General features: G+C 56.1%; 17 protein-coding genes. 11 read left to right on the top strand and 6 right to left on the bottom strand.

Annotation, left to right across the window (positions count from 1 at the left end):
* The first annotated feature begins 26 nt into the window (after positions 1-26).
* Together malP and malQ are read left to right on the top strand one after the other, a co-directional pair.
* Positions 27-2,429 (top strand): maltodextrin phosphorylase, encoded by a 2,403-nt coding sequence (malP, locus tag DBY66_RS03960; protein ID WP_108569855.1) that lies wholly within the window; start codon positions 27-29, stop codon positions 2,427-2,429.
* Positions 2,430-2,437: 8 nt separating this feature from the next.
* Positions 2,438-4,492, top strand: a complete 2,055-nt coding sequence (gene malQ / locus DBY66_RS03955) for a 4-alpha-glucanotransferase (protein ID WP_108569901.1) — start codon at positions 2,438-2,440, stop codon at positions 4,490-4,492.
* An 89-nt stretch (positions 4,493-4,581) separates the two neighbouring features.
* On the opposite strand, the gene malM is transcribed toward malQ, so the two are convergent.
* The 3 genes from malM to malK form a co-directional block, all read right to left on the bottom strand.
* Complete coding sequence (malM, locus tag DBY66_RS03950; protein ID WP_040113488.1) at positions 4,582-5,493, bottom strand: maltose operon protein MalM; 912 nt, start codon at positions 5,491-5,493, stop codon at positions 4,582-4,584.
* Between the two features lie 114 nt (positions 5,494-5,607).
* Complete coding sequence (locus tag DBY66_RS03945; protein ID WP_040113487.1) at positions 5,608-6,909, bottom strand: maltoporin; 1,302 nt, start codon at positions 6,907-6,909, stop codon at positions 5,608-5,610.
* Positions 6,910-6,935: 26 nt separating this feature from the next.
* Positions 6,936-8,060 (bottom strand): maltose/maltodextrin ABC transporter ATP-binding protein MalK, encoded by a 1,125-nt coding sequence (malK, locus tag DBY66_RS03940; RefSeq protein WP_040113486.1) that lies wholly within the window; start codon positions 8,058-8,060, stop codon positions 6,936-6,938.
* Positions 8,061-8,422: 362 nt separating this feature from the next.
* On the opposite strand from malK, the gene malE reads away from it, so the two are divergent.
* From malE to uraH, 9 genes are all read left to right on the top strand, one after another.
* Positions 8,423-9,613: a maltose/maltodextrin ABC transporter substrate-binding protein MalE gene (malE, locus tag DBY66_RS03935; protein ID WP_071668331.1), complete on the top strand. Its 1,191-nt coding sequence runs from the start codon at positions 8,423-8,425 to the stop codon at positions 9,611-9,613.
* Between the two features lie 58 nt (positions 9,614-9,671).
* The gene (gene malF, locus DBY66_RS03930; RefSeq protein ID WP_108569856.1) at positions 9,672-11,204 is read left to right on the top strand and encodes a maltose ABC transporter permease MalF; all 1,533 of its coding nucleotides are present in this window, start codon (positions 9,672-9,674) and stop codon (positions 11,202-11,204) included.
* 9 nt (positions 11,205-11,213) lie between these two features.
* A complete protein-coding gene (malG, locus tag DBY66_RS03925; RefSeq protein ID WP_108569857.1) occupies positions 11,214-12,104 on the top strand; it encodes a maltose ABC transporter permease MalG in 891 nt (296 codons plus the stop codon).
* A gap of 456 nt (positions 12,105-12,560) precedes the next feature.
* Positions 12,561-12,692: a hypothetical protein gene (locus DBY66_RS18070; RefSeq protein ID WP_255402130.1), complete on the top strand. Its 132-nt coding sequence runs from the start codon at positions 12,561-12,563 to the stop codon at positions 12,690-12,692.
* Between the two features lie 46 nt (positions 12,693-12,738).
* Positions 12,739-13,941 carry a YcaO-like family protein gene (locus DBY66_RS03920; RefSeq protein WP_158531829.1) on the top strand — a complete coding sequence of 401 codons (1,203 nt, stop codon included), beginning with the start codon at positions 12,739-12,741 and terminating at the stop codon, positions 13,939-13,941.
* Positions 13,942-13,994: 53 nt separating this feature from the next.
* Positions 13,995-14,777, top strand: coding sequence for a class I SAM-dependent methyltransferase (locus tag DBY66_RS03915; RefSeq protein WP_158531828.1), 783 nt, complete (start codon positions 13,995-13,997; stop codon positions 14,775-14,777).
* Positions 14,778-14,999: 222 nt separating this feature from the next.
* Positions 15,000-15,788 carry a hypothetical protein gene (locus DBY66_RS03910; RefSeq protein WP_139239662.1) on the top strand — a complete coding sequence of 263 codons (789 nt, stop codon included), beginning with the start codon at positions 15,000-15,002 and terminating at the stop codon, positions 15,786-15,788.
* 206 nt (positions 15,789-15,994) lie between these two features.
* The gene (locus tag DBY66_RS03905) at positions 15,995-17,098 is read left to right on the top strand and encodes an NADH:flavin oxidoreductase/NADH oxidase (RefSeq protein WP_040113479.1); all 1,104 of its coding nucleotides are present in this window, start codon (positions 15,995-15,997) and stop codon (positions 17,096-17,098) included.
* Positions 17,099-17,225: 127 nt separating this feature from the next.
* A complete protein-coding gene (gene uraH / locus DBY66_RS03900; RefSeq protein ID WP_108569860.1) occupies positions 17,226-17,639 on the top strand; it encodes a hydroxyisourate hydrolase in 414 nt (137 codons plus the stop codon).
* A 40-nt stretch (positions 17,640-17,679) separates the two neighbouring features.
* Here the strand turns inward: uraH and DBY66_RS03895 are convergent, their stop codons facing one another.
* The 3 genes from DBY66_RS03895 to DBY66_RS03885 form a co-directional block, all read right to left on the bottom strand.
* Positions 17,680-18,918 (bottom strand): aromatic amino acid transporter, encoded by a 1,239-nt coding sequence (locus DBY66_RS03895; protein ID WP_071668325.1) that lies wholly within the window; start codon positions 18,916-18,918, stop codon positions 17,680-17,682.
* Between the two features lie 148 nt (positions 18,919-19,066).
* A complete protein-coding gene (locus DBY66_RS03890; protein WP_108569861.1) occupies positions 19,067-20,077 on the bottom strand; it encodes a Gfo/Idh/MocA family oxidoreductase in 1,011 nt (336 codons plus the stop codon).
* Between the two features lie 25 nt (positions 20,078-20,102).
* The gene (locus DBY66_RS03885; protein WP_108569862.1) at positions 20,103-20,924 is read right to left on the bottom strand and encodes a TIM barrel protein; all 822 of its coding nucleotides are present in this window, start codon (positions 20,922-20,924) and stop codon (positions 20,103-20,105) included.
* Positions 20,925-20,995 lie beyond the last annotated feature (71 nt).

Raw genomic sequence — 20,995 nt, 5'->3', positions numbered from 1 at the left:
CTCTTCTTCTGACGGATGCTTAAGCCATGACCCAGTTACCTTTTGATTCCGACCGTTTTTCTGCTGCCCTGACGCGACAGTGGCAGCGCTTTGGCCTGCCCGACGCGCAGGCGATGAGCCGGCAGCAGTGGTGGCATGCCCTGAGCGGTGCGCTTGCCGAACTGCTGGCTGAACTGCCCGCGCAGCTGGCAGCGGGACCGCAGCGCCACGTTAACTATATTTCGATGGAGTTTCTCACCGGCCGTCTGACCGGCAATAACCTGCTTAACCTCGGCTGGTACCCGGCGCTGAACGATTTGCTGCAGCAACAGGGGCAGTCGCTGAGCGATGTGCTGGAACAGGAGATCGATCCGGCGCTGGGAAACGGCGGTCTGGGCCGCCTGGCCGCCTGTTTTCTCGATGCGATGGCAACCACGGGTCAGCCCGCTATCGGTTATGGCCTCAATTATCAGTACGGACTGTTCCGGCAGCATTTCAGCGACGGCGCGCAGCAGGAGCGGCCGGATGACTGGGGGCGAAATCGCTACCCCTGGTTTCGCCATAATGCGGCGCTGACGGTAACGGTTAATCTGGGCGGCAAGGTGAAAACTGAGCAGGGAAAAAACCGCTGGATCCCGGCGTTTCAGCTGCAGGGTGAGGCCTGGGATCTGCCGGTTGTGGGTTACCAGAACGGGGTGGTTCAGCCGCTGCGCCTGTGGCAGGCGAGCCACGCGCAGCCATTTGACCTGCAGCGGTTCAATAACGGCGATTTTTTGCGGGCGGAAAAGCAGGGCATTGATGCAGAGAAGCTGACTAAAGTGCTCTACCCTAACGATAACCATCAGGCGGGTAAGAAACTGCGCCTGATGCAGCAATATTTCCAGTGCGCCTGTTCGCTGGCGGATATTCTGCGCCGCCATCAGCAGGCGGGTCACGCTATTGACACGCTGGCCGATCGCGAAGTCATTCAGCTCAACGATACGCATCCCACTCTGGCGATTCCGGAACTGATGCGCCTGCTGCTGGATGAGTATGATTTCAGCTGGGAAAGCGCCTGGCAGCTGACGCAGCGCACCTTCGCCTATACCAACCACACGCTGATGCCGGAGGCGCTGGAGTGCTGGGATCTGACGCTGTTCCGTACCCTGCTGCCGCGCCACATAATGATTGTGAATGCCATCAATGCGGCACTTAAGCAGCAGGTTGAGGCGCAGTGGCCCGGTAATGCTGCCATCTGGGCCAGACTGGCGGTGGTGCATAATCATCAGGTGCGTATGGCTAACCTCTGCGTGGTGACCTGTTTTGCCGTTAACGGCGTTGCTGCCCTGCACTCAAAACTGGTGACAGAGGATCTTTTTCCGGAATATCACGCGCTCTGGCCGGCGAAATTCCACAATGTGACAAACGGCGTGACGCCGCGCCGCTGGATCAACCAGTGCAACCCGGCACTGGCTGCACTGATCGACCGCTCGCTGAATAAACCCTGGCTGACCGATCTCGACGCGCTGCGCGCGCTGGAGCCGCTGGCAGAGGACGCCTCATTCCGCGCAGAATATCGCGCCATCAAACAGCAGAACAAACGCGATCTGGCACAGTGGGTGGAACAGAAAACCGGCATTGTGATCAATCCGGACGCGCTGTTTGATGTACAGATAAAACGGCTGCATGAGTACAAGCGTCAGCATCTGATGCTACTGCATATTATTGCGCTGTGGCAGACGCTGGTCAGCGATCCGCAGGCTAACCTGGCGCCGCGCGTGATGCTGTTTGGCGCAAAAGCTGCACCTGGTTATGCGCTGGCCAAAAATATTATCTATGCCATTAACAAAGTTGCCATGACGATAAATGCTGACCCGCGCGTGGGCGATCGGCTGAAAGTGGTGTTTATCCCGGACTATAACGTCTCGGTCGCAGAAAGGCTGATCCCGGCGGCCGATCTCTCGGAACAGATCTCCACGGCCGGCAAAGAAGCGTCAGGCACCGGCAATATGAAACTGGCGCTGAACGGCGCCCTGACTATCGGTACGCTGGATGGCGCTAACGTGGAGATTGCCCGCGAGGTTGGCGACGAGAACATCTTTATCTTTGGCCATACCGTGGAGCAGGTCAGCGCGCTGAAGAGCGCGGGCTACGCCCCGGCAGTCTGGCGCAAAAAAGATAAACAGCTGCATCAGGTGCTGACGGCGCTGGAGGATGGGACGTTTAGCGACGGCGATTGCACGGCATTTGATGCGCTGGTGAAAAGTCTCGGGGCGGAGGGTGGCGATCCTTATCTGGTACTGGCCGATTTCCGTCACTATCTCAATGCGCAGCAGGATGCAGAAAAACGCTGGGCCGATAGTGAAGCCTGGACCCGCGCGGCGATCCTGAATACCGCACGCTGCGGCATGTTCAGCGCCGATCGCGCTATTCGTGACTATCAGCAACGAATCTGGCAGGCGGTGCGCTGAAGATGACAATGACAACGCTTACTCCGGCAGCGCTGATCGCGCCGGAATATATTGATGCTCACGGCAGACCGCGCCGCATTCCGGCCGCCACCGAGCAGTGGCTGCACACGATCATACAGCCGCCTCTCGCTACACCGTCAGCGCTGCCCCCGGTAGCAATTTTTCGTGGCGGAGAAGCCGTGGTAGTAGAGCCAGCGCTGAGCGGGGCGGCAGCATGGGAGCTGACCAGTGAAGCGGGCGAGCGCTGGTCAGGTGAGTGCCAGCCTGGTGAAACGCTGCGGTTGCCGGCACTGCCGGAAGGCTATCATCAGCTGACCCTGACGCAGCCGGCGCTGCTGTCGCGCTGCAGCCTGATTGTTGCGCCACCGCGCTGCTATGAGCCACCGGCATTGCTGGCCGGCGACAAGCTCTGGGGCTGCTGCGTGCAGCTCTATACGCTACGATCGCAGCATAACTGGGGCATCGGCGACTTTGGCGATCTGCGCCAGATGGCGGCAGAGATCGCGCAGCGCGGCGGCGCATTTATCGGGCTTAATCCGCTGCACGCCCTCTTTCCGGCTAATCCTGAGGGTGCCAGCCCTTACAGCCCCTCCTCGCGCCGCTGGCTGAATGTGCTCTATATCGACGTCAATAGCGTGGAGGATTTCAGACTCAGTGAGGCGGCGCAGGCGTGGTGGCAGCAGCCTGATACCCAACAGCGGCTTGCGGCCGCGCGTGACAGCGAATACGTGGATTACGCCGCCGTTACCGCGCTAAAGCTGGAGGGCTTACGCCTTGCCTGGAGACAGTTCAGGCGACGTTCGCCGGATGAACCGGTAATGCAGGAATTTGATGCGTTTGTTAAAGCGGGCGGACAGAGCCTGCTGAGTCAGGCGTTGTTTGATGCGCTGCAGGCGCACCAGCGCGCCAAAAATCCTGCGCTGTACGGCTGGAAAAGCTGGCCGGAAGCGTATCAGCATCCCGACAGCGCCGCCGTGCTGGCGTTTCGTATTGAACATAGCGACGAAGTACGCTTTTACCTCTGGCTGCAGTGGCTGGCTGCCTCTCAGTTCGCAGCCTGCTGGTCCGTGTGCTGCGCGCAGCAGATGCCGGTTGGCCTCTACCGCGATCTGGCGGTAGGCGTCGCGCAGGATGGCGCAGAGACCTGGCGCGAACGCGATCTCTATTGTCTGCAGGCCAGCGTGGGTGCGCCGCCCGATATTCTGGGGCCGCTGGGGCAAAACTGGGGGCTGCCACCGATGGATCCGCAGATCCTGACAATGCGTGCGTTTACCCCGTGGATCGATCTGCTGCGGGCCAATATGCGCGACTGCGGCGCGCTGCGCATTGATCACGTAATGGCACTGCTGCGCCTCTGGTGGATCCCGCAACATGAGAAGGCCGCTGAGGGCGCCTACGTTCACTATCCGGTTGATGCCCTGCTGGCCATTCTTGCGCTGGAGAGCCAGCGCCATCGCTGTATGGTGATAGGTGAGGATCTGGGCACCGTACCGGAAGCGATTGTCGCTAAGCTGCGCGACAGCGGCGTCTACTCCTACAAAGTGCTCTACTTTGAGCAGACGGCAACGCGCGCGTTTCGCGCGCCGGAAGCCTGGCCACGGCAGGCGATGGCGGTTGTCACCACGCATGATATGCCTACCCTGCGCGGCTGGTGGCAGAGTGATGACTTAACGCTGGGCAGCAGGCTGGAACTCTATCCGGATAAAGCGATCCTGGCGGGTCTGTACCGCGAGCGCGCGGCGGCAAAAAAGGCGCTGCTGCATACGCTGCAGCAGCAGGGAGCGCTGGCACACCGCTATCCGCTTCAGCGCGGCCGTGCGCCCATGCGCCGCGCGATAAACCGTGCGGTTCACCGCCTGGTGGCGGCCAGTAACAGCGCCCTGCTTGGCCTGCAGCCGGAGGAGTGGCTCGATATGGATCGGCCGGTAAACGTGCCCGGTACGGTGGACAGTTACCCTAACTGGCGCCGCAAGCTCACGCTGTCGCTGGAGGCGATGTTTACGGATGAAGGGATTACGCACCTGCTGCAGGAGGTCAGTCGCGTGCGTCAGCGGCACCCCTGATCAGACGCCCCGGACCGGGGCGGTTTCTGCAATAAAAAAGGTGCGCCGGAGCGCACCAGGTGCTGCAACTCAGCACTGTCGGGGCAGGTTCACCCCTTGCCTTTTACACTGCTGATAAACGTTTGCCGCGCTGAGGTGGACCCCAGTCGCTCGGCCTCATTCAGAAGCTTCAGCGCTTTATCAATGTTGCCCTGGCTGACCGCCTGACGGATATTCTGATTGAAGTAACTTTCGGTGTCGTTTTCCAGCGGCACCGGCTTCACGGCAGAGGCGGGACGCACGGCAGCGGGCGCAGGCGCCTGAGTATTGCCGATCACAACCGGAGCCGATGCCGATGAACCGAACAGCGGGCCGACCAGAATAGAGGACGCGGAACTGGTGGAGACTTTCAGCTTCAGCCTGCCGCTCTGGCTGTGTGTGGCAACCGGATCGGGAATATCAGGAACCGCATGGCCGGTGCCTTTCGCGTAAGCTTTGGCCGGATCGACCAGCGTGGTGGTCTGGGTCAGATCCCGGTCGGTGGTAAAGACCAGCAGATAAATTTTCTGCTGTCCCGGCACCGGCGTCAGTTTCATTACGCCTTCAAGACGATCGGCGCTCATGACGCCCGGCTGCTGGTAAGCAAAGAACTGCGACGGGAACCACGCTGCCGGACGCAGGTTTTCATCGAGCACCAGTACATTAGGCGCGAACACGCGGTTGTCAGCAACCTCACTGCTCAGCGTAACGGTCAGCTCACCCTGACTGGCTGGCAGACTATACGCCGCAACCGGACCACGGATCCCCGGCAGAGCATCTCCGGTGCCGCTGTCGCGCAGCTGAGTGGTTACCGCACGCGACGTGTCAGCAGGTTGCCAGTTCAGGCGCTGCAGAGTTTCAGGTGAAACGGCGGGTGCGGTGGAGAGATCCTGCGGCACCAGATTAATATCAGCGACAGCGGGCAGCGTAACGCCGGTCAGCAGCGCAGCGCTCAGGCAGAGCGCGGTAAGCGTTTTTTTCATCGTTTTATCTCTGATAGCTGGAGGCAGCGCCGGCACCAGGCAATGGCCAGCGCTGCCTAATCGGTGAGCCGCACCGGCGGGTGCGGCCATTCTGTTACAGGGTAACGCTGAGGCTTACCACCAGATTTCCATCTGTGCGCCAAAGCTCCACTCATCATTGTCGCCCCGGCTGTTGGTGAACAGGCCATTACCGGTGCTGTCAGCAGCGGCCAGCGTGGTCAGGTTGCCATCGGCATTTTTGCTATAGCCCCACTTCTCATCCCATTTGGCATAGGTTGCAAACAGGCGCAGCGCCGGACGGGACCAGATGCTGTCGCCCGCCTGCCACTGCTGGGCCAGGGTAATTTTGTACTGCCCGTTGCGATCGCCGACCTGCTGCGACTTCACGTTGTCGTAGCCCAGCTCAAGCAGCGTGCTCATGATAGGCGTCCATTTGTACATCGGGCGCACGCCCACGGTGTACCACTCGTTGCCGCGATTATTATCGAGGTCGGTGTTCTGATACATCGCGACGTACATCAGGTCCCAGCGCTCGGCCAGCGAGATGGCACCGTGATCCAGCACGCGGTACATTTTGCCGTCGTTATTGATATTCGTGCCCTGCGGCAGCCCTTTGCCCTGCGAAGTCAGCGCGTCCGTTGCGTACTGAAGTACAAACTTGTTGTAGCCTTTCAGCATGCTCTGCGTATGTTCGGCGGTGAAGAGCCAGCCATCTTTGGACGCGCCATCCTCCAGACGATACCCGTCGCGCGCGTTAGCACGGCCATAGTCGACGCCGAGTTCCAGCACGCCATCCGGGTTGGTTTCCAGACCCGCCAGGCGCACATCAAACACGTCGTTCGCGGTGCTGGTTGCGTAGTCGCGGATGCGATCGCTGGAGAAGGTGTAGGAGCCGCCCGCTTCTGATGAGCGCGTGGCGGCGAAAGAGAGTTTGCCGAAGCCGAGGTCAACATCTTCCAGGCCTGCGCCGGGACCGGAGATATCCCAGTAGTAGAAGTCGATCATATGCACGTCGTGACGCTGATAAAAGCGCTTACCGGCCCAGATAGTAGAGCCCGGCAAAGCATCAATCAGGTTTTTGCCTTTAACGTTGGCTTCGCGGAAGGCAGGTGAAGTTGCCTCCCAGTCATTCTGCTGCGATACGGAGTAGGCAACGTTGGTGTCAAAATAGAAACTCTTATCGCCCTCCTTCCAGACTTCCTGTCCCAGCTTAAGCTCGGCGTAGGTTTCACATTCGTTACCCAGACGGTACTTACTTTGTGCGCCGGTCGCCTGGAAGCACTGTTGTTCACCGCCGCTGCCGGTCCAGCCAATGCCGGAACGGGCGTAACCGGTGAAGTCCACCGCCATAGAGGAGGCGGACAGGGTACCCGCAGCGATAGCGATCGCCACGGGGAGTTTGCGCAGAGTTATCATTTATTTATCTCCTGAGATCATTGCTTTTATTGTTTTGCAGGGTACACACCAGGCTCCTGATGCAGCCTGCGACAGGCGCTGCCATCTTCACGAAACAGATGGCAGCGTTCCGGCGGCAGGCCGATGCCCATCAGGGCGCCCTCTTCTGCCAGCACCACGTCCTCCTGGCGATAAACCAGGTTTTGACGGATGGCGGGGATTTGAATGTGGATTTGCGTTTCATTGCCGAGCTGCTCAACGACCTGCACCTCTCCCTCCAGCGTGACATCGGCGATGTCGCTGGAGAGCAGATGCTCAGGCCGGATACCCAGCGACATGTTGCTGCCGATCTGCACGCCGGTGCTCTCGACCGGCAGCCAGACCAGCTGATTGTTGGGCAGACGCACCTGAACCTGATCGATTGCGGTGGCGGTTACTTTTACCGGAAGGAAATTCATCCGCGGGGAACCGATAAATCCGGCGACAAAGCGATTGGCGGGGTAATGATAAAGTTCCAGCGGTTTGCCAATCTGCGCGATGCGCCCTGCTTCGAGCACCACAATTTTGTCGGCGAGCGTCATCGCTTCTACCTGATCGTGGGTAACGTAGATCATGGTGCGCTTCAGCCGTTTATGCAGTCGCGAAATTTCGATGCGCATCTGGACGCGCAGCGCGGCATCAAGGTTGGATAACGGCTCGTCGAGCAGAAAAACGCGCGGTTCAGCCACCAGTGTCCGGCCAATCGCCACCCGCTGCCGCTGACCGCCAGAGAGCGCTTTGGGCCGCCTGTCCAGCAGATGCGCCAGCTGCAGCACCTCGGCTACCTGGTTTACACGCTGCTGGATCTCGGCGCGCCTGACGCCGGCCAGCTTCAGGCCAAAGGACATATTTTCCGCAACGTCCAGATGCGGATAAAGCGCATATGACTGAAACACCATGCCGATCCCGCGCTCTGCTGGCGGTACCTCATTCATGCGCTTGCCGCCGATCAGCAGGTCGCCTTTAGTGATGGTTTCAAGCCCGGCAATCATCCGCAGCAGGGTCGACTTACCGCAGCCGGATGGTCCGACAAACACCACAAATTCACCTTCGGCAATCTCAAGATTGATATCTTTCGAGACTTCGGTTTCACCCCATGTTTTGGAGACATGACGTAACGCAACGCTCGCCATAATACTTTTCCTCTCAACGTGCCCTGTTGGCTGATATGACTGCTGGCCGATTCTGTGGCTCATCATGAAAGCCCCGGCAGCCGCTGACATCCTCCACCACAACGTGAATGCACGGGGGATGAGCCGGGAGGAGGAGAAAGGATGCGTGCCGGTTGCCAGCTGCCGGATGAAGAAATTTTTGTGATGTCAGACGCAGAAAAAAGCGGGAGAAAGTGTGCGCCAGCCCATAAAAACAGGGATTTTTGCAAGCAGGATCACGCGTTTACGCCTGCAGGCGTAGAGAGCAGGAGGATGAAACCGTGCTACAGAACCTGACAATAAACGGGACGCTTACTTCCCGCTTTCGTTTACAGGATGGACTTATGACAATGAAAACCGTCTCGCGCTTATTCGCCCTCTCCGCGCTCTCCGCCGTGCTGTTCTCTGCTTCGGCTCTCGCAAAGATCGAAGAGGGAAAACTGGTTATCTGGATCAACGGTGACAAGGGCTACAACGGACTGGCCGAGGTTGGCAAAAAATTTGAGCAGGAGACCGGCATCAAAGTCACCGTGGAACATCCGGATAAGATGGAGGAGAAGTATCCGCAGGTGGCCGCCACCGGTGATGGCCCCGATATCATTTTCTGGGCTCACGACCGTTTTGGCGGCTATGCGCAGTCAGGTCTGCTGGCGGAGATCTCACCTGACAAAAATGTGCAGGACAAGCTGTTTCCCTTTACCTGGGATGCGGTGCGCTACAACGGCAAGCTGATTGGTTATCCGGTATCGGTCGAGTCCCTCTCGCTGATTTATAACAAAGATCTGGTCGCCGAACCGCCAAAAAGCTGGGAAGCCATCGCCGATCTGGACAAGCAGCTGCGCGCCAAAGGCAAGAGCGCCATCATGTTTAACCTGCAGGAGCCTTACTTCACCTGGCCACTGCTGGCGGCAGGCGGTGCCTATGCTTTCAAACCTACGCAAAGTGGATTTGATATCAAAGACACCGGCGTGGATAACGCCGGGGCGAAAGCGGGCATGCAGTTCCTTGTGGATCAGGTCAAAGCCAAAGTGCTGAATGCGGATACCGACTACTCCATCGCTGAAGCGGCATTCAATAAAGGGCAGACGGCGATGACGGTTAATGGTCCGTGGGCGTGGAGCAACATCGACAAGAGCGGCATCAAATACGGGGTGACCACCCTGCCAACGCTCAATGGCAAACCCTCTAAAACCTTTGTCGGTGTACTGAGCGCCGGTATCAACGCCGCCAGCCCCAACAAAGAGCTGGCAAAAGAGTTTCTGGAGAACTATCTGCTGACCGACAGCGGGCTTGAGGCGGTCAATAAAGACAAGCCGCTGGGCGCCGTGGCGCTGAAATCGTATCAGGCAATTCTGGAGAAAGATCCGCGTATCGCCGCCACCATGAGCAACGCACAGAACGGCGATATCATGCCAAACATCCCGCAGATGTCGGCCTTCTGGTACGCCATGCGCACTGCCACCCTTAACGCGCTGAAAGGACGCCAGAGCGTGGACGCCGCGCTGAAAGATGCGCAGACCCGTCTGAACAAGTAAACCCTGTCTGAAGCCGGCGCTGTCCGGCTTTTTATCAGCTGTTGAGGAATTTCGGATCATGTCAGGAAAAACGGAACGGTACAGCCATATGCTGAAAGGCGCACTGGTTGGCGGCTGCTGTCTGTTAGTCGGCTATCTGCTGGTGCTGATGTATGTGCAGGGAGAGTACCTGTTTGCGCTCATGACGCTGATTGTCAGCGCAACCGGCATCTGGATTTATGCTAATCGCCGCGCTTATGCCTGGCGCTATGTCTATCCGGGCCTGGCCGGCATGGCTATTTTTGTGCTGTTTCCGCTGGCCTGCACTATCGCTATCGCGTTCACCAATTACAGCAGTACCAATCAGCTTTCGCAGGAACGGGCGCAGCAGGTGCTGCTTGGCAGGCAGTATCAGGATGGCGCCGGGCTGAATTTTGCGCTCTACCCGGACGATCGGCGCTGGCAGCTGGTGCTCAGCGACAGCAGCAGCGATGAACGCTACGTCTCCACGCCGTTCGATTTCGGCAGCGTACAGACCCTGACGCTGCAGCAGGCGCCGCTGCCCGCTACTCAGCGCGCCACGCTGAAAGTCATCACCACGCATCGCCAGGCGCTAAGCCAGATCCGTGCCCGGTTGCCGGATGGACGTGAGCTGGTGATGAGCTCCTTACGCCAGTTCTCGGGTACCCGTCCGCTCTATGTCGCCGGGCACCAGGGCGTGCTGAAAAATCAGCAAACTGGCGTACGCTATCAGGCTAATCAGGACACGGGGTTTTACCAGCAGATTGCGGCTGACGGCAGCTGGGGCAGTGAACAGCTGAGCCCTGGATTTACCGTTAACGCGGGCTGGAAAAACTTTGTTCGCGTCTTTACTGACGAAGGGATCCAGAAACCGTTTCTCGCCATTTTTGGCTGGACGCTGATCTTCTCGCTGGTGACGGTGATCCTGACCGTTGCAGTGGGCATGGTGCTGGCCTGTCTGGTGCAGTGGGAAGCGCTGCGCGGTAAGGCTATCTACCGCGTGATGCTGATTTTGCCCTACGCCGTACCGGCTTTTATCTCCATCCTTATCTTCAAGGGGCTGTTTAACCAGAGTTTTGGTGAAGTTAACGTCATGCTCAAGGCGCTGTTTGGCGTCCAGCCTGCCTGGTTCAGCGATCCCGCGCTGGCGCGTACCATGCTGGTCATCGTGAATACCTGGCTCGGCTATCCCTACATGATGATTCTGTGCATGGGGCTGTTAAAAGCTATCCCGGACGATCTGTATGAGGCTTCCGCGATGGATGGCGCGGGTCCGCTGCAGAATTTTTTCCGCATCACGCTGCCGCTGCTGCTTAAGCCCCTTATGCCGCTGATGATTGCCAGCTTTGCCTTTAATTTTAATAACTTTGTTCTGGTGCAGCTGCTTACCAACGGCGGACCGGATCGGATCGGGACTACCACGCCCGCCGGCTACACGGATCTGCTGGTCAATTACACCTGGCGTATTGCGTTTGAGGGCGGCGGCGGGCAGGACTTTGGCCTCGCGGCGGCGATTGCAACGCTGATTTTCATGCTGGTCGGGGCACTGGCGGTCATCAACCTGAAAGCCGTGCGCATGAAGTTTGACTGAGGAAAAATTATGGCAATGGTACAACCCAAATCACAAAAGCTTCGTTTGCTGCTGACGCATCTGCTGCTGCTGGTTTTTATTGCCGCCATCCTGTTTCCGCTGCTGATGGTGGTCGCTATTTCACTGCGTTACGGCAATTTTGCGACCGGCTCGCTGATCCCGGAGCAGATCTCCTGGGAGCACTGGAAGCTGGCGCTGGGATTCAGCGTTACTCAGCCGGATGGCAGCGTCACACCGCCACCCTTCCCGGTACTGCTCTGGCTGTGGAACTCGGTGAAAATCGCAGCGATAAGCGCGCTGGGTATCGTGACGCTATCCACGACCTGTGCCTACGCCTTTGCCCGCATGCGTTTTGCCGGCCGCGCAACCCTGCTGAAAGGTATGCTGATCTTCCAGATGTTTCCGGCGGTGCTGTCGCTGGTCGCGCTCTATGCATTGTTTGACCGGCTGGGTCAGTATGTGCCCTTTCTCGGACTCAATACGCACGGCGGCGTAATCTTTGCCTATCTTGGCGGCATTGCGCTGCACGTCTGGACCATTAAAGGCTACTTCGAAACCATCGATGGCTCGCTGGAAGAAGCGGCCGCGCTGGATGGCGCAACGCCCTGGCAGGCGTTTCGTCTGGTGCTGCTGCCGCTGTCGGTGCCGATTCTGGCAGTGGTCTTTATTCTGGCCTTTATCGCCGCGGTCACCGAAGTGCCGGTCGCTTCGCTGCTGCTGCGTGACGTTAACAGCTATACGCTGGCCGTTGGTATGCAGCAATATTTAAATCCGCAGAACTATCTCTGGGGCGACTTTGCCGCCGCTGCGGTGTTGTCTGCCATTCCCATTACGCTGGTATTCCTGCTGGCACAGCGCTGGCTGGTCAGCGGTCTGACAGCGGGCGGTGTTAAAGGCTAACCTCTTCATCATTGTGTGACCTCGCTGCCCCGGTGTTTAACCACCGCTGGGGCGTTTGACGGCCCCCGGGCCGTCTTTTTTTATGGCGAGGGAAATAATCAACATTTTTTCTTACTGAACCCGACCTCCCCTGGAATAAGAAATGATTGATTTATGCAACTCCATCAGGAAATTATTCAGAAAAAAAGAGGCATAGCCGCGCAGATAAAAATTCTAATATTACCTTTGAAATCAATCACCCGGAAAATGAACGATAAAGCGGCAAGGAATTATTTTATAAATAGTAATATTTCCGGGAAAGTAATATGAAAAATTAAAGATAAAACTGCCAAAAACTTCAATAAGTATAAATTGATCTGGCGCACATTTATATTATTCAGGGTTTGAATTCAGAGTGAACGTTAATTAAATATATCCCTGCCGCAATCAGCGGTTTGCTAATAAAGGAGTCTAATCATGGGATATTTAAACTCAGGCATCAGCAACAGCAATAGCGAGAATGCGAACAAAGCCGTACTCACTATTGAAGAAGAGGAAGTGTTAGCGTCCGCCTCACAGGCGGATGAAGAGAGTCAGTCTGAAGACTAACATTTCAGCGGCACATTATTGTGCCGCTTTAATATGGACATTTATCATGACTATCCTGCCTGAAAGATCTGTCACCCTTACCCGGTCAAGAAACGCAATAGAGCGTTATTTTTCCCGACAGAATATTCAGATAAAAAATGACAACTTTGGCAATACGCTTTCAGCTACGGTTACGCTGTTAAACAGGGAAAGTGGCACCAAACCGATTTCTGGCTGCGGTAAAGGCTATGCAGAGGAAGCCAGTGTTGGTGCACTCTATGAAGCTTATGAACATTACAGAAGCTTTCCGGCACTCAGAGAGAAAAGCAGGTTATATCCCTTCGGGTCAGTCATTCAGCAGGCAGAACTTCGCGGGATGTTGCCATTGACTATTCTTGCGAAATCATCACCCGCCAAAATTGCAGCAGTGGAATTTACAGATAAAAAGGGTTGTGCGTCACTGCTCTGGCCTCTTTTTTTAACGGATTGCGAATATTTTAGCCATATCATTCAGGGAGACACTACAGACTATAGCGCAGCGCGACGCTATACCAGTAATGCAGGTATCGCTGCGGGTTATGGTTTTACTGAAGCAGCGATTCACGCCATCGGAGAAATAATAGAGCGGCACTGCACAGGTATCCTGCTGGCAAAAACATTTTTCTATGGTACACAAAAAGAGGTTCGACTTGTTAATACGGATTCACTGCCCCCTGCAGCTGAAAAACTTTTCAATGATGCTCAGTCTGCTTTAGAGGATGAAATCAATATTATTGATGCCTCAGAACCGTCACTGCCTCCTGTTTATCTTGCTTACTGTAAGAGTAAGCCGCGCCTGGGGATAAACATCTACGGCGCTGGCTGTTCACTTTATGCTGACCATGCGGTTGCCCGGGCTATCAAAGAACTGGTCCAGCTGCATAAACTGGCCGATAATTTTACCTGCTTTACTGAGGAACTGGAAAAACACCAGCATAACCTGAGAGAGCATGAAAAATTATATCGCAGCCTTGTTGCCGATTTTGGCAGCCTCGCTTCTGTCAGCGTTGAGCTGCCAGAGAAACGCGCTGAACTGACTCTGCAAGAGCACCTTCACCGCCTGACAACCCTGTGCGAAATGGCCGGATTGCCTGTATGGCTTAAAGAAATAGACAGCGATCCTGCCGGCGTATCACTGGCCTGTGCCGTCATGCCCGGTATGGAGCGATTTGCCCTGGTCAGTTTGGGTAACGTCGTTATTCCCTGCCGAAGCTATCAGGATCAGATATGAGTAGAATAATTTACATCCGGGTCCCGAATCGGGAACGGCATGATATTTTTATCATGACAACCTCTGAATCGATTTTTGCCGGCATACGAAAGCCGTTAAGCCACGTGGCTTACAGCATCATTCTTCCCGATATGATAAAAGGCCCGCTCATTTCGCTGGATGAAACCAAAGATGAAATAACCCTCGGCATCAGAGTGCTGGACGATCCGGCGTGGCGTGAAAAATTACTTCCCCCCTGCCCGGATTACAATATCCACTTTCCATGGCCGCCGCTGGATGATGAAGGGAATGAGGCTATATGCCCGGAATCATTCTGGGATCAGATGGCCGGTACACCGGAGAAGCTGGACATACAGGAAGCGCACTTCCGCCTGCATACCGTAAATTTGCTGCGTGAGATTGCTTTTCCCGACTGCCGCGTATTTGACCCGGCCTGCTCTACCGGAACCTTCCTTGCCTCAGTAAAACAAAAGCTTCCCCGGCTAAACTATTTCGCTGCCGATCGCGCGGAAAAAATGGTCCTGAAGGCCAGGCAGCAACTGCCGCAGGTTGTACAGAGCGACTATATGCAATCCTGTGACCGTGACAGGTATGATATTATTTTTTGCCGCTTCGCCAATCATGAAGTGATAAGACACGATCAGGCAGCACCTGTTATCGATAAACTTATTACGCTGCTTAATAAGAAAGGGTATTTAATTATTTTTGGTCATACCCCTGTAAATTGTGATGTTAAAAATCATGTGCGAGGCAAAAACATTGCTCTTAAAATGACAAGCGGCTATAGCGAACGTTCAGCAGGTTTTTTCCAGTATTATCTGTTACAGACACTTTGAAAGACTGCGCTGAGGCCACAGGCACGTGCGACATACCGCTTAACATTAAGCATAAAATGCTGCAGTGGCGCTGCTGCTCTTTAAGCTGAATAACAGATTTTACTTTAAGCAGTGATTACTAAATTTTCGATCAAAACTAATTCCAATCATTAGATACCCTGAATACATTAGCGATACTAAAATTTATTGTCAGGGATAATTGTGGATTCGCTAAGGAAATCAGTGACTGTCAGCGCGGTATCGGATGGCGTTCTGAGTAAAAGAACGCTCAAACTATGCAGATTGCTTAATGATAGCGATAAGCTGATCGATATTGCGCCAGCGACCGCTTTTCTCGATTTTTTGAAAGGCATGGAAGTCACGCATAGTGCCTACCAGCGTAGCGGTATTATCAAGAGCAAGCGTGCGCTGTTCCTTTATAACGAAGGCCTGCTTCATCCTGACAGCACCCTGTTTCTGGCGCGTAAAAAACAGGAGATCCTCGGCACAATCAGCGTGATTGCTCAGCGAAACCAGCAGCTGCCCTGCTCCCTGCTGTTTGGTGCAGAGATAGCCGCCCTCGGGCTGGAAAACCGGAAAGTCGTAGAGCTGGGTACGCTGTCGGTCAAGCAGACGCAGCAGCAGGACAATCTGGTGTTTATGCTCTATCTCAGGATTATGATTTATACGATTTTTGTAGAGCAGGTAGACGATCTGCTTATTCAGGTTAAAGAGAACGTAGCGCCTTTTTATATGCGCAATTTCATGTTTACCCGGATAGGTAAAACCAAAAAACATCCTGAGTACAGCGATCTGAATGCTGTGTTATTGCGTCTCGACGTTAAGAAAATGCGGGAAAAAATCTATGAACAACAGTGCTACGGAGCCAATGGCTGGCTGCGTATTTTATGCGAACTTGGACTGAACCGGCACTATCGTACCATCTGTGCTCAGTGTCGTAATGGCCAGCGCTTCAGGCCGGATCCGCAGGATGCCGCTGTTTATCGTTATCTCTGCTCGCTTCAGAGGTAAATTAAAGGCCACCGCAAGCCCTGTCAGGCGATATCATTGCCGCGGCTGCAGAGGGTGTATTTATAGTGAAATAGTATGTTGTAACTAGAAAGCCAAATCTTTCCGGTTAACGCTTAGAAACAGAATCCCTGTGCCGGGCCGCCTCCGTTCGCCGATGACCATCTACACTTATTTCACCTGAGATCCCCTGAAAACATGAGGTTAAGATGAGTCTGTTATTTAGCGCCACGAAACTGGGACAGCTCTCGCTGGAGAATCGCATTATTATTGCGCCCATGTGTCAGTACTCCGCTGAGGCGGGTAAAGCCACCGCCTGGCACCGTATCCATCTGGGGCAGCTTGCCCTGTCCGGTGCGGGCTTACTGATTATCGAAGCAACAGCCGTTGAGGATATCGGCCGCATATCGCCGGGCGATCTGGGATTGTGGGACGATGAGACTGAGGCGGCACTGGCCAGCGTGCTGGAGGATATCCGTCCATGGGCAACCCTGCCAATAGGTATCCAGCTGGGTCACGCAGGTCGCAAAGCCTCCTGTGCCGTGCCGTGGGAAGGCGGCGAGCAGCTTTCGGCTCAACAGGGCGGCTGGCAGACGGTGGCTCCCTCCGCAGAGGCTTACCAGTCGGGCGAACAGGCGCCACACGCGCTGAGTAAAGAGGAGCTGATGCGCCTGAAACAGGCCTTTGTTGACAGCGCGCAGCGCGCGGTCCGCATCGGTATCGAACTGGTTGAACTGCATGCTGCCCATGGCTATCTGCTGCATCAGTTTCTCTCTCCGCTCAGTAACAAGCGCGATGATGAATATGGCGGATCGCTGGAAAACCGCATGCGCTATCCGCTGGAAGTGTTTCAGGCGATACGCGATGCTCTGCCAGATTCAGTACCGGTGGGCGTGCGTATTTCAGCAACTGACTGGGTCGCAGGCGGCTGGGATAATGAGCAGTCTATTGCGTTCAGCCAGCAGCTGGCCGCCGCAGGCTGTGCCTATATTCACGTCTCCAGCGGCGGACTGTCGCCCGATCAGGAGATCGATATCGGCCCAGGCTATCAGCTCTCTTTTGCGCGCGATATTCGCAAAGTGGTGGATATACCGGTAATCGGTGTCGGACTGATAACCGATCCGCAGCAGGCGGAACAGGCTCTGCACACCGGTGATACGGACCTGATTGCGCTGGCGCGCGGCATGCTCTGGGATCCGCACTGGCCGTGGCACGCTGCCGCTGAGCTGGGCGCCACCGTTAAGGCTCCGCCGCAGTATCTGCGTTCAGAGCCGCACGGTCTGAAAGGCACTCTGGTACAGAACGGCAAGTGATCCATTGCGGCAGGCGCTCCGCCTGCCGCACCCTTCTGGGAAATTTCACAGATTGTGGCCAGCGTGAGGCGCTCCGGCCCTTAGCCTCTATGCTTCATTTCACGCATTCACATTAAAGGACGATGAAATGAAACCTCAACACCTTCTGCTTTCTGCTGTTTTACTTTGCACCGCTGGCGTCGCCTCGGCCGATACCATGAAAAACCCGGTGAGCGTGCACGTGCTCAACCTGCAGACCGGCATCCCCACCGCTGGCGTAAAAGTAGAACTGGATCAGAAAGCAGGCGATAACTGGACAAAACTGGCAGAAGCCACCACGGATGCGCAGGGGCGGATCCCGGCACTCTATCCGAAAGATAAAATGGCGCAGTCAGGTATTTATCGCGTGGTGTTTAAAACCGGGGAGTATTATAAATCAGTTAATCAGCAGACTTTCTTTCCGGAAATTCCGGTGATTTTTAACCTTGAGAAAACCGATCAGCATTACCATATCCCGCTGCTGCTGAGCCAGTATGGCTATTCAACCTATCGCGGTAACTGATTGATAAAACGCGCTGGCGTCAGGCCAGCGCGTTCTCCTGTCAGCCTGGGCCAAATCGCGGCAACCACTCCAGCCAGCTCAGCAGCCACGCTACGATGTTCAGTCCCCCAAATAGCAGTACCAGCGTGATTGCCAGGGAAGATTTTTTATGCGTGGCGAAGCGCTTTTCTGCCCGTAATGCGAGCAAGGCCGGGATCGCTACCGCCCACAGGGTGGCAAACAATCCGGCATAGCCGATGGCCGCCACAAACCCGTGTGGCCAGACAATCGACGCCAGCAGCGGCGGCAAAAAGGTCAGTAGCGCCGTTTTCACCCGTGCCCGGCGCGTATCGCCCTGCCCCATACGGTCGGCGATATAGTCGAACAATCCTGCGGTGACGCCAAGAAACGAAGCGATAACGGCAAAATGGGAAAAGAGCGACAGCATCAGGGTTAATGCCGGCACCTGCAGATGCGAGCCCAGCGCCGCCATCAGCGCGGCGATATCCCCGCCCTGCGCAACAATACCCGGAAACGCGCTGCGCGGCAGGTTTCCCATCGTGCTGACGATCCAGAACAGGTAGAGCGCAAGCGACATCAGGGTCCCGAGCAGCAGCGCACGTGCGATCCTGCGCCGGTCGCGATGGTAATAGCTCACCAGCCCGGTGATATTGCCGTGATACCCAAAAGAGGCCAGGCAGAAAGGCAGCACGCCGAGCGCATAGGGCCAGTAAGCGCTGCCTTCTGGCGCTGGCTGCAGCAGTGAGGCACTGTCAACCTGCATCAGGAGTCCGCCAAACAGCATAATAAGCAGCGCAATTTTTGCCACTACGCAGAAGGTCATAAGCCGGCTCACGCCACGCGTGCCGAGCAGCACGACCCCTGCAACCAGCAGCGTCAGCGCAATTTTCGCACCGGCCGCTGTCAGCGGCAGTCCCAGCTGATTAAGGGAGTGCTGATAGACCGGACCGCTGGCTGAAATGTAGGCGTAGGTCAGAATACCCAGTACAAACAGGATGCTTAACCCGTTGAGCCTTGCCCAGCCGCGTCCCAGCAGATCGCGCACCAGCGTGTCATAGCCGGCGCCGGCAGTATAGTGCAGGCTGACGCGCATAAACAGCAGGCCGGAGAGCAGCATCGCGCCCCAGCTGATAAACAGCAGCAGCACGCCCCAGCCAAACCAGCTTCCTGCCATAACCACAGGCAGCGTAAACATACCGGCACCCACAACGGTGCCACAGATAATCATAGCGCCCCACCAGACTGAGGGCTGGCGCGGCGTGAGTTGAGGTACTGACATTAAGACGACTCAGAAAATTAGCAAAGGCGGGATGATACACATCATGTACTAGTATGTAGAGTACAAAACGCAAAAACAGACTGGCAGGGTTGTAAGCAGATAATGACAGCAGCGCGCCTGCAGAGCAGGCGCGCAGTTCAGGCGGGGGTTACTGATAAAAAGCCGGACGGGGTGGCATCGTAATCTGAACAATATCGCCACTCTTCTGAGCCGCGACGCAGGCGTCTGCCGCTACCGCCGCCGCATAACCATCCCAGGCAGAAGGCCCGGTCAGCTCATCGGCAAGCACATTGTTGATAAACGCCTGCAGCTCCACATCGTATGCATCGATAAAGCGCTTTTTCCAGTCGGTCAGGATGGCCACAGAGAGCGCTGCGTTACTGCGCGTCTGCACCGCCACAGGTTCCGGCAGCCGGGCAATGCCGCTTTCTCCGACAACTTCACACTGAATGTCATAGCCATACTGGCAGTTAACAAAAATTTCGACGTCAATGCGCGTACCCTGCGCCGTTTCCAGCAGAACAATCTGCGGATCTTTCAGGTGTGAACTGGCGTGACGCGTTTTGCGTGGCCAGATCACCTGCGCGCTGACGTAATCATCATTCAGTAACCAGCGCAGCACATCCAGCTCATGGATCAGCGTATCGGTAATCGCCATATCCGTGGTGTAACTGTCACCCACCTCCGGATTGCGATGCGCGCAGTGCAGCATCAGCGGCGCGCCAATCTCACCGCTCTCCAGCACCTGCTTCAGCGCGCGATAGCCGCTGTCATAGGGTCGCATAAAGCCGACCTGTACGCGTTTTTTACCGCCGGCCATCTCCGCTTCAACGATGTTCATACAGCCCTGCGCCGTCACTGCCAGCGGCTTTTCACAAAATACCGCCTTGCCCGCTTTGATCGCCGCCAGCACAAACTCTTCATGAGTGGGGCCCCAGGAGGTCACCAGCACGGCCTGTACGTCAGGCGCATTAATCAGATCGTGCGCGCTGTCGTAGATCTCCGCCTGCAGCTGTAGCGCAGCTGCGACCTCTTCACACTGACGGCGGTCGATATCATTCAGCGCCACTACGCGCGCGTTCTGCAGCACCTGACTGCAGCGCCGGATATGTTCACGACCGATTGCACCGGTGCCAATTACGCCAATATTGAGTGTCATAGTCTGTTTCCTGAGCCGGTTGCGGTTAGCGGTTGAGATAGTCGATACTGCTGCGGATCTGCTGCTCAATCTCAGCAGCGCTCCAGCTCTCCATCACCGATGAGAAAGGCTCAAATGCATAGATCCCGCGATACCCCATCTCTTCAAGGCGGGCCACCTGCTGTTTTGTCTGCAGTCTGTCATCGGCGCTGAGCATAATACGCTCTTCATCCGTCAGCTCTGCCGCCGGCCGCGTATCGGTCACGCCGGACAGGTGAACCAGACCAATCTCATGCACGTTGACGTGCCCGGCAAAGTCCGCCTCGGCACCTTCATAAAGATGATGATGGAAGGTATCCAGCACAATTTTGAACGGCACCCCGGCCTGTTTGATCAGCTGCTGCGCCTGCGCGGCAGAACGCAGCGAACTCTGCGGAAAGCCCAGCGGCTCAACCAGCCCCTGAATGCCGTATTCTGCAAACAGCGGCGCCAGCGTTTGCAGCGCATCGATAGTCTGTGCGTCGCTGACCGGCGCACCATCGTTGAGCGGACAGAGCACCAGCGCTCTGGCACCGCTTTCAGCTGCGTCTTTCAGCAGGCCGCGGGTCTTTGCCAGAACCTCATCATTGAGCTGGTTAAATGGATAAACCGCATTGATTGTTTCGATAGTCAGATCGTGCTCGCGCGCCAGCGCGCTGACCTGCGCGCCACCGAGATTGTCGGTCACGCTGCCGCTTTTCATGTCGTTGCGGATTTCAACCTTGTGCAGCCCCAGCTTTGCCACCAGCGCAAAAAATTCACTGATGCTCAGAGCGGGAGCAATTTTGCGATTAATACAGAGGCGGTCGCTGCTTAGTTTACCGGTCATATTCAGTCCTGATGCGTACGGGTTGGAAGGCAACTGAAGGGATACTAAAACATCAGGCTGAGCGGCTCCGC

It is taken from the genome of Pantoea sp. RIT413, from assembly GCF_003057675.2.
GTDB classification, from domain to species: Bacteria; Pseudomonadota; Gammaproteobacteria; order Enterobacterales; family Enterobacteriaceae; genus Pantoea; species Pantoea eucrina.
This window is presented reverse-complemented; position numbering and strand designations above follow the sequence as displayed.

Excerpts from the sequence above, each read along its gene's own strand:
- malE (WP_071668331.1), top strand. The coding sequence starts at position 8,423 with ATGACAATGAAAACCGTCTCGCGCTTATTCGCCCTCTCCGCGCTCTCC.
- DBY66_RS03945 (WP_040113487.1), bottom strand. The coding sequence starts at position 6,909 with ATGATAACTCTGCGCAAACTCCCCGTGGCGATCGCTATCGCTGCGGGT.
- DBY66_RS03895 (WP_071668325.1), bottom strand. The coding sequence starts at position 18,918 with ATGTCAGTACCTCAACTCACGCCGCGCCAGCCCTCAGTCTGGTGGGGC.
- DBY66_RS03915 (WP_158531828.1), top strand. The coding sequence starts at position 13,995 with ATGACAACCTCTGAATCGATTTTTGCCGGCATACGAAAGCCGTTAAGC.
- malG (WP_108569857.1), top strand. The coding sequence starts at position 11,214 with ATGGCAATGGTACAACCCAAATCACAAAAGCTTCGTTTGCTGCTGACG.
- uraH (WP_108569860.1), top strand. The coding sequence starts at position 17,226 with ATGAAACCTCAACACCTTCTGCTTTCTGCTGTTTTACTTTGCACCGCT.
- DBY66_RS03890 (WP_108569861.1), bottom strand. The coding sequence starts at position 20,077 with ATGACACTCAATATTGGCGTAATTGGCACCGGTGCAATCGGTCGTGAA.
- malP (WP_108569855.1), top strand. The coding sequence starts at position 27 with ATGACCCAGTTACCTTTTGATTCCGACCGTTTTTCTGCTGCCCTGACG.
- malM (WP_040113488.1), bottom strand. The coding sequence starts at position 5,493 with ATGAAAAAAACGCTTACCGCGCTCTGCCTGAGCGCTGCGCTGCTGACC.
- DBY66_RS18070 (WP_255402130.1), top strand. The coding sequence starts at position 12,561 with ATGGGATATTTAAACTCAGGCATCAGCAACAGCAATAGCGAGAATGCG.
- DBY66_RS03920 (WP_158531829.1), top strand. The coding sequence starts at position 12,739 with ATGACTATCCTGCCTGAAAGATCTGTCACCCTTACCCGGTCAAGAAAC.
- malQ (WP_108569901.1), top strand. The coding sequence starts at position 2,438 with ATGACAACGCTTACTCCGGCAGCGCTGATCGCGCCGGAATATATTGAT.
- malK (WP_040113486.1), bottom strand. The coding sequence starts at position 8,060 with ATGGCGAGCGTTGCGTTACGTCATGTCTCCAAAACATGGGGTGAAACC.
- malF (WP_108569856.1), top strand. The coding sequence starts at position 9,672 with ATGTCAGGAAAAACGGAACGGTACAGCCATATGCTGAAAGGCGCACTG.
- DBY66_RS03905 (WP_040113479.1), top strand. The coding sequence starts at position 15,995 with ATGAGTCTGTTATTTAGCGCCACGAAACTGGGACAGCTCTCGCTGGAG.
- DBY66_RS03885 (WP_108569862.1), bottom strand. The coding sequence starts at position 20,924 with ATGACCGGTAAACTAAGCAGCGACCGCCTCTGTATTAATCGCAAAATT.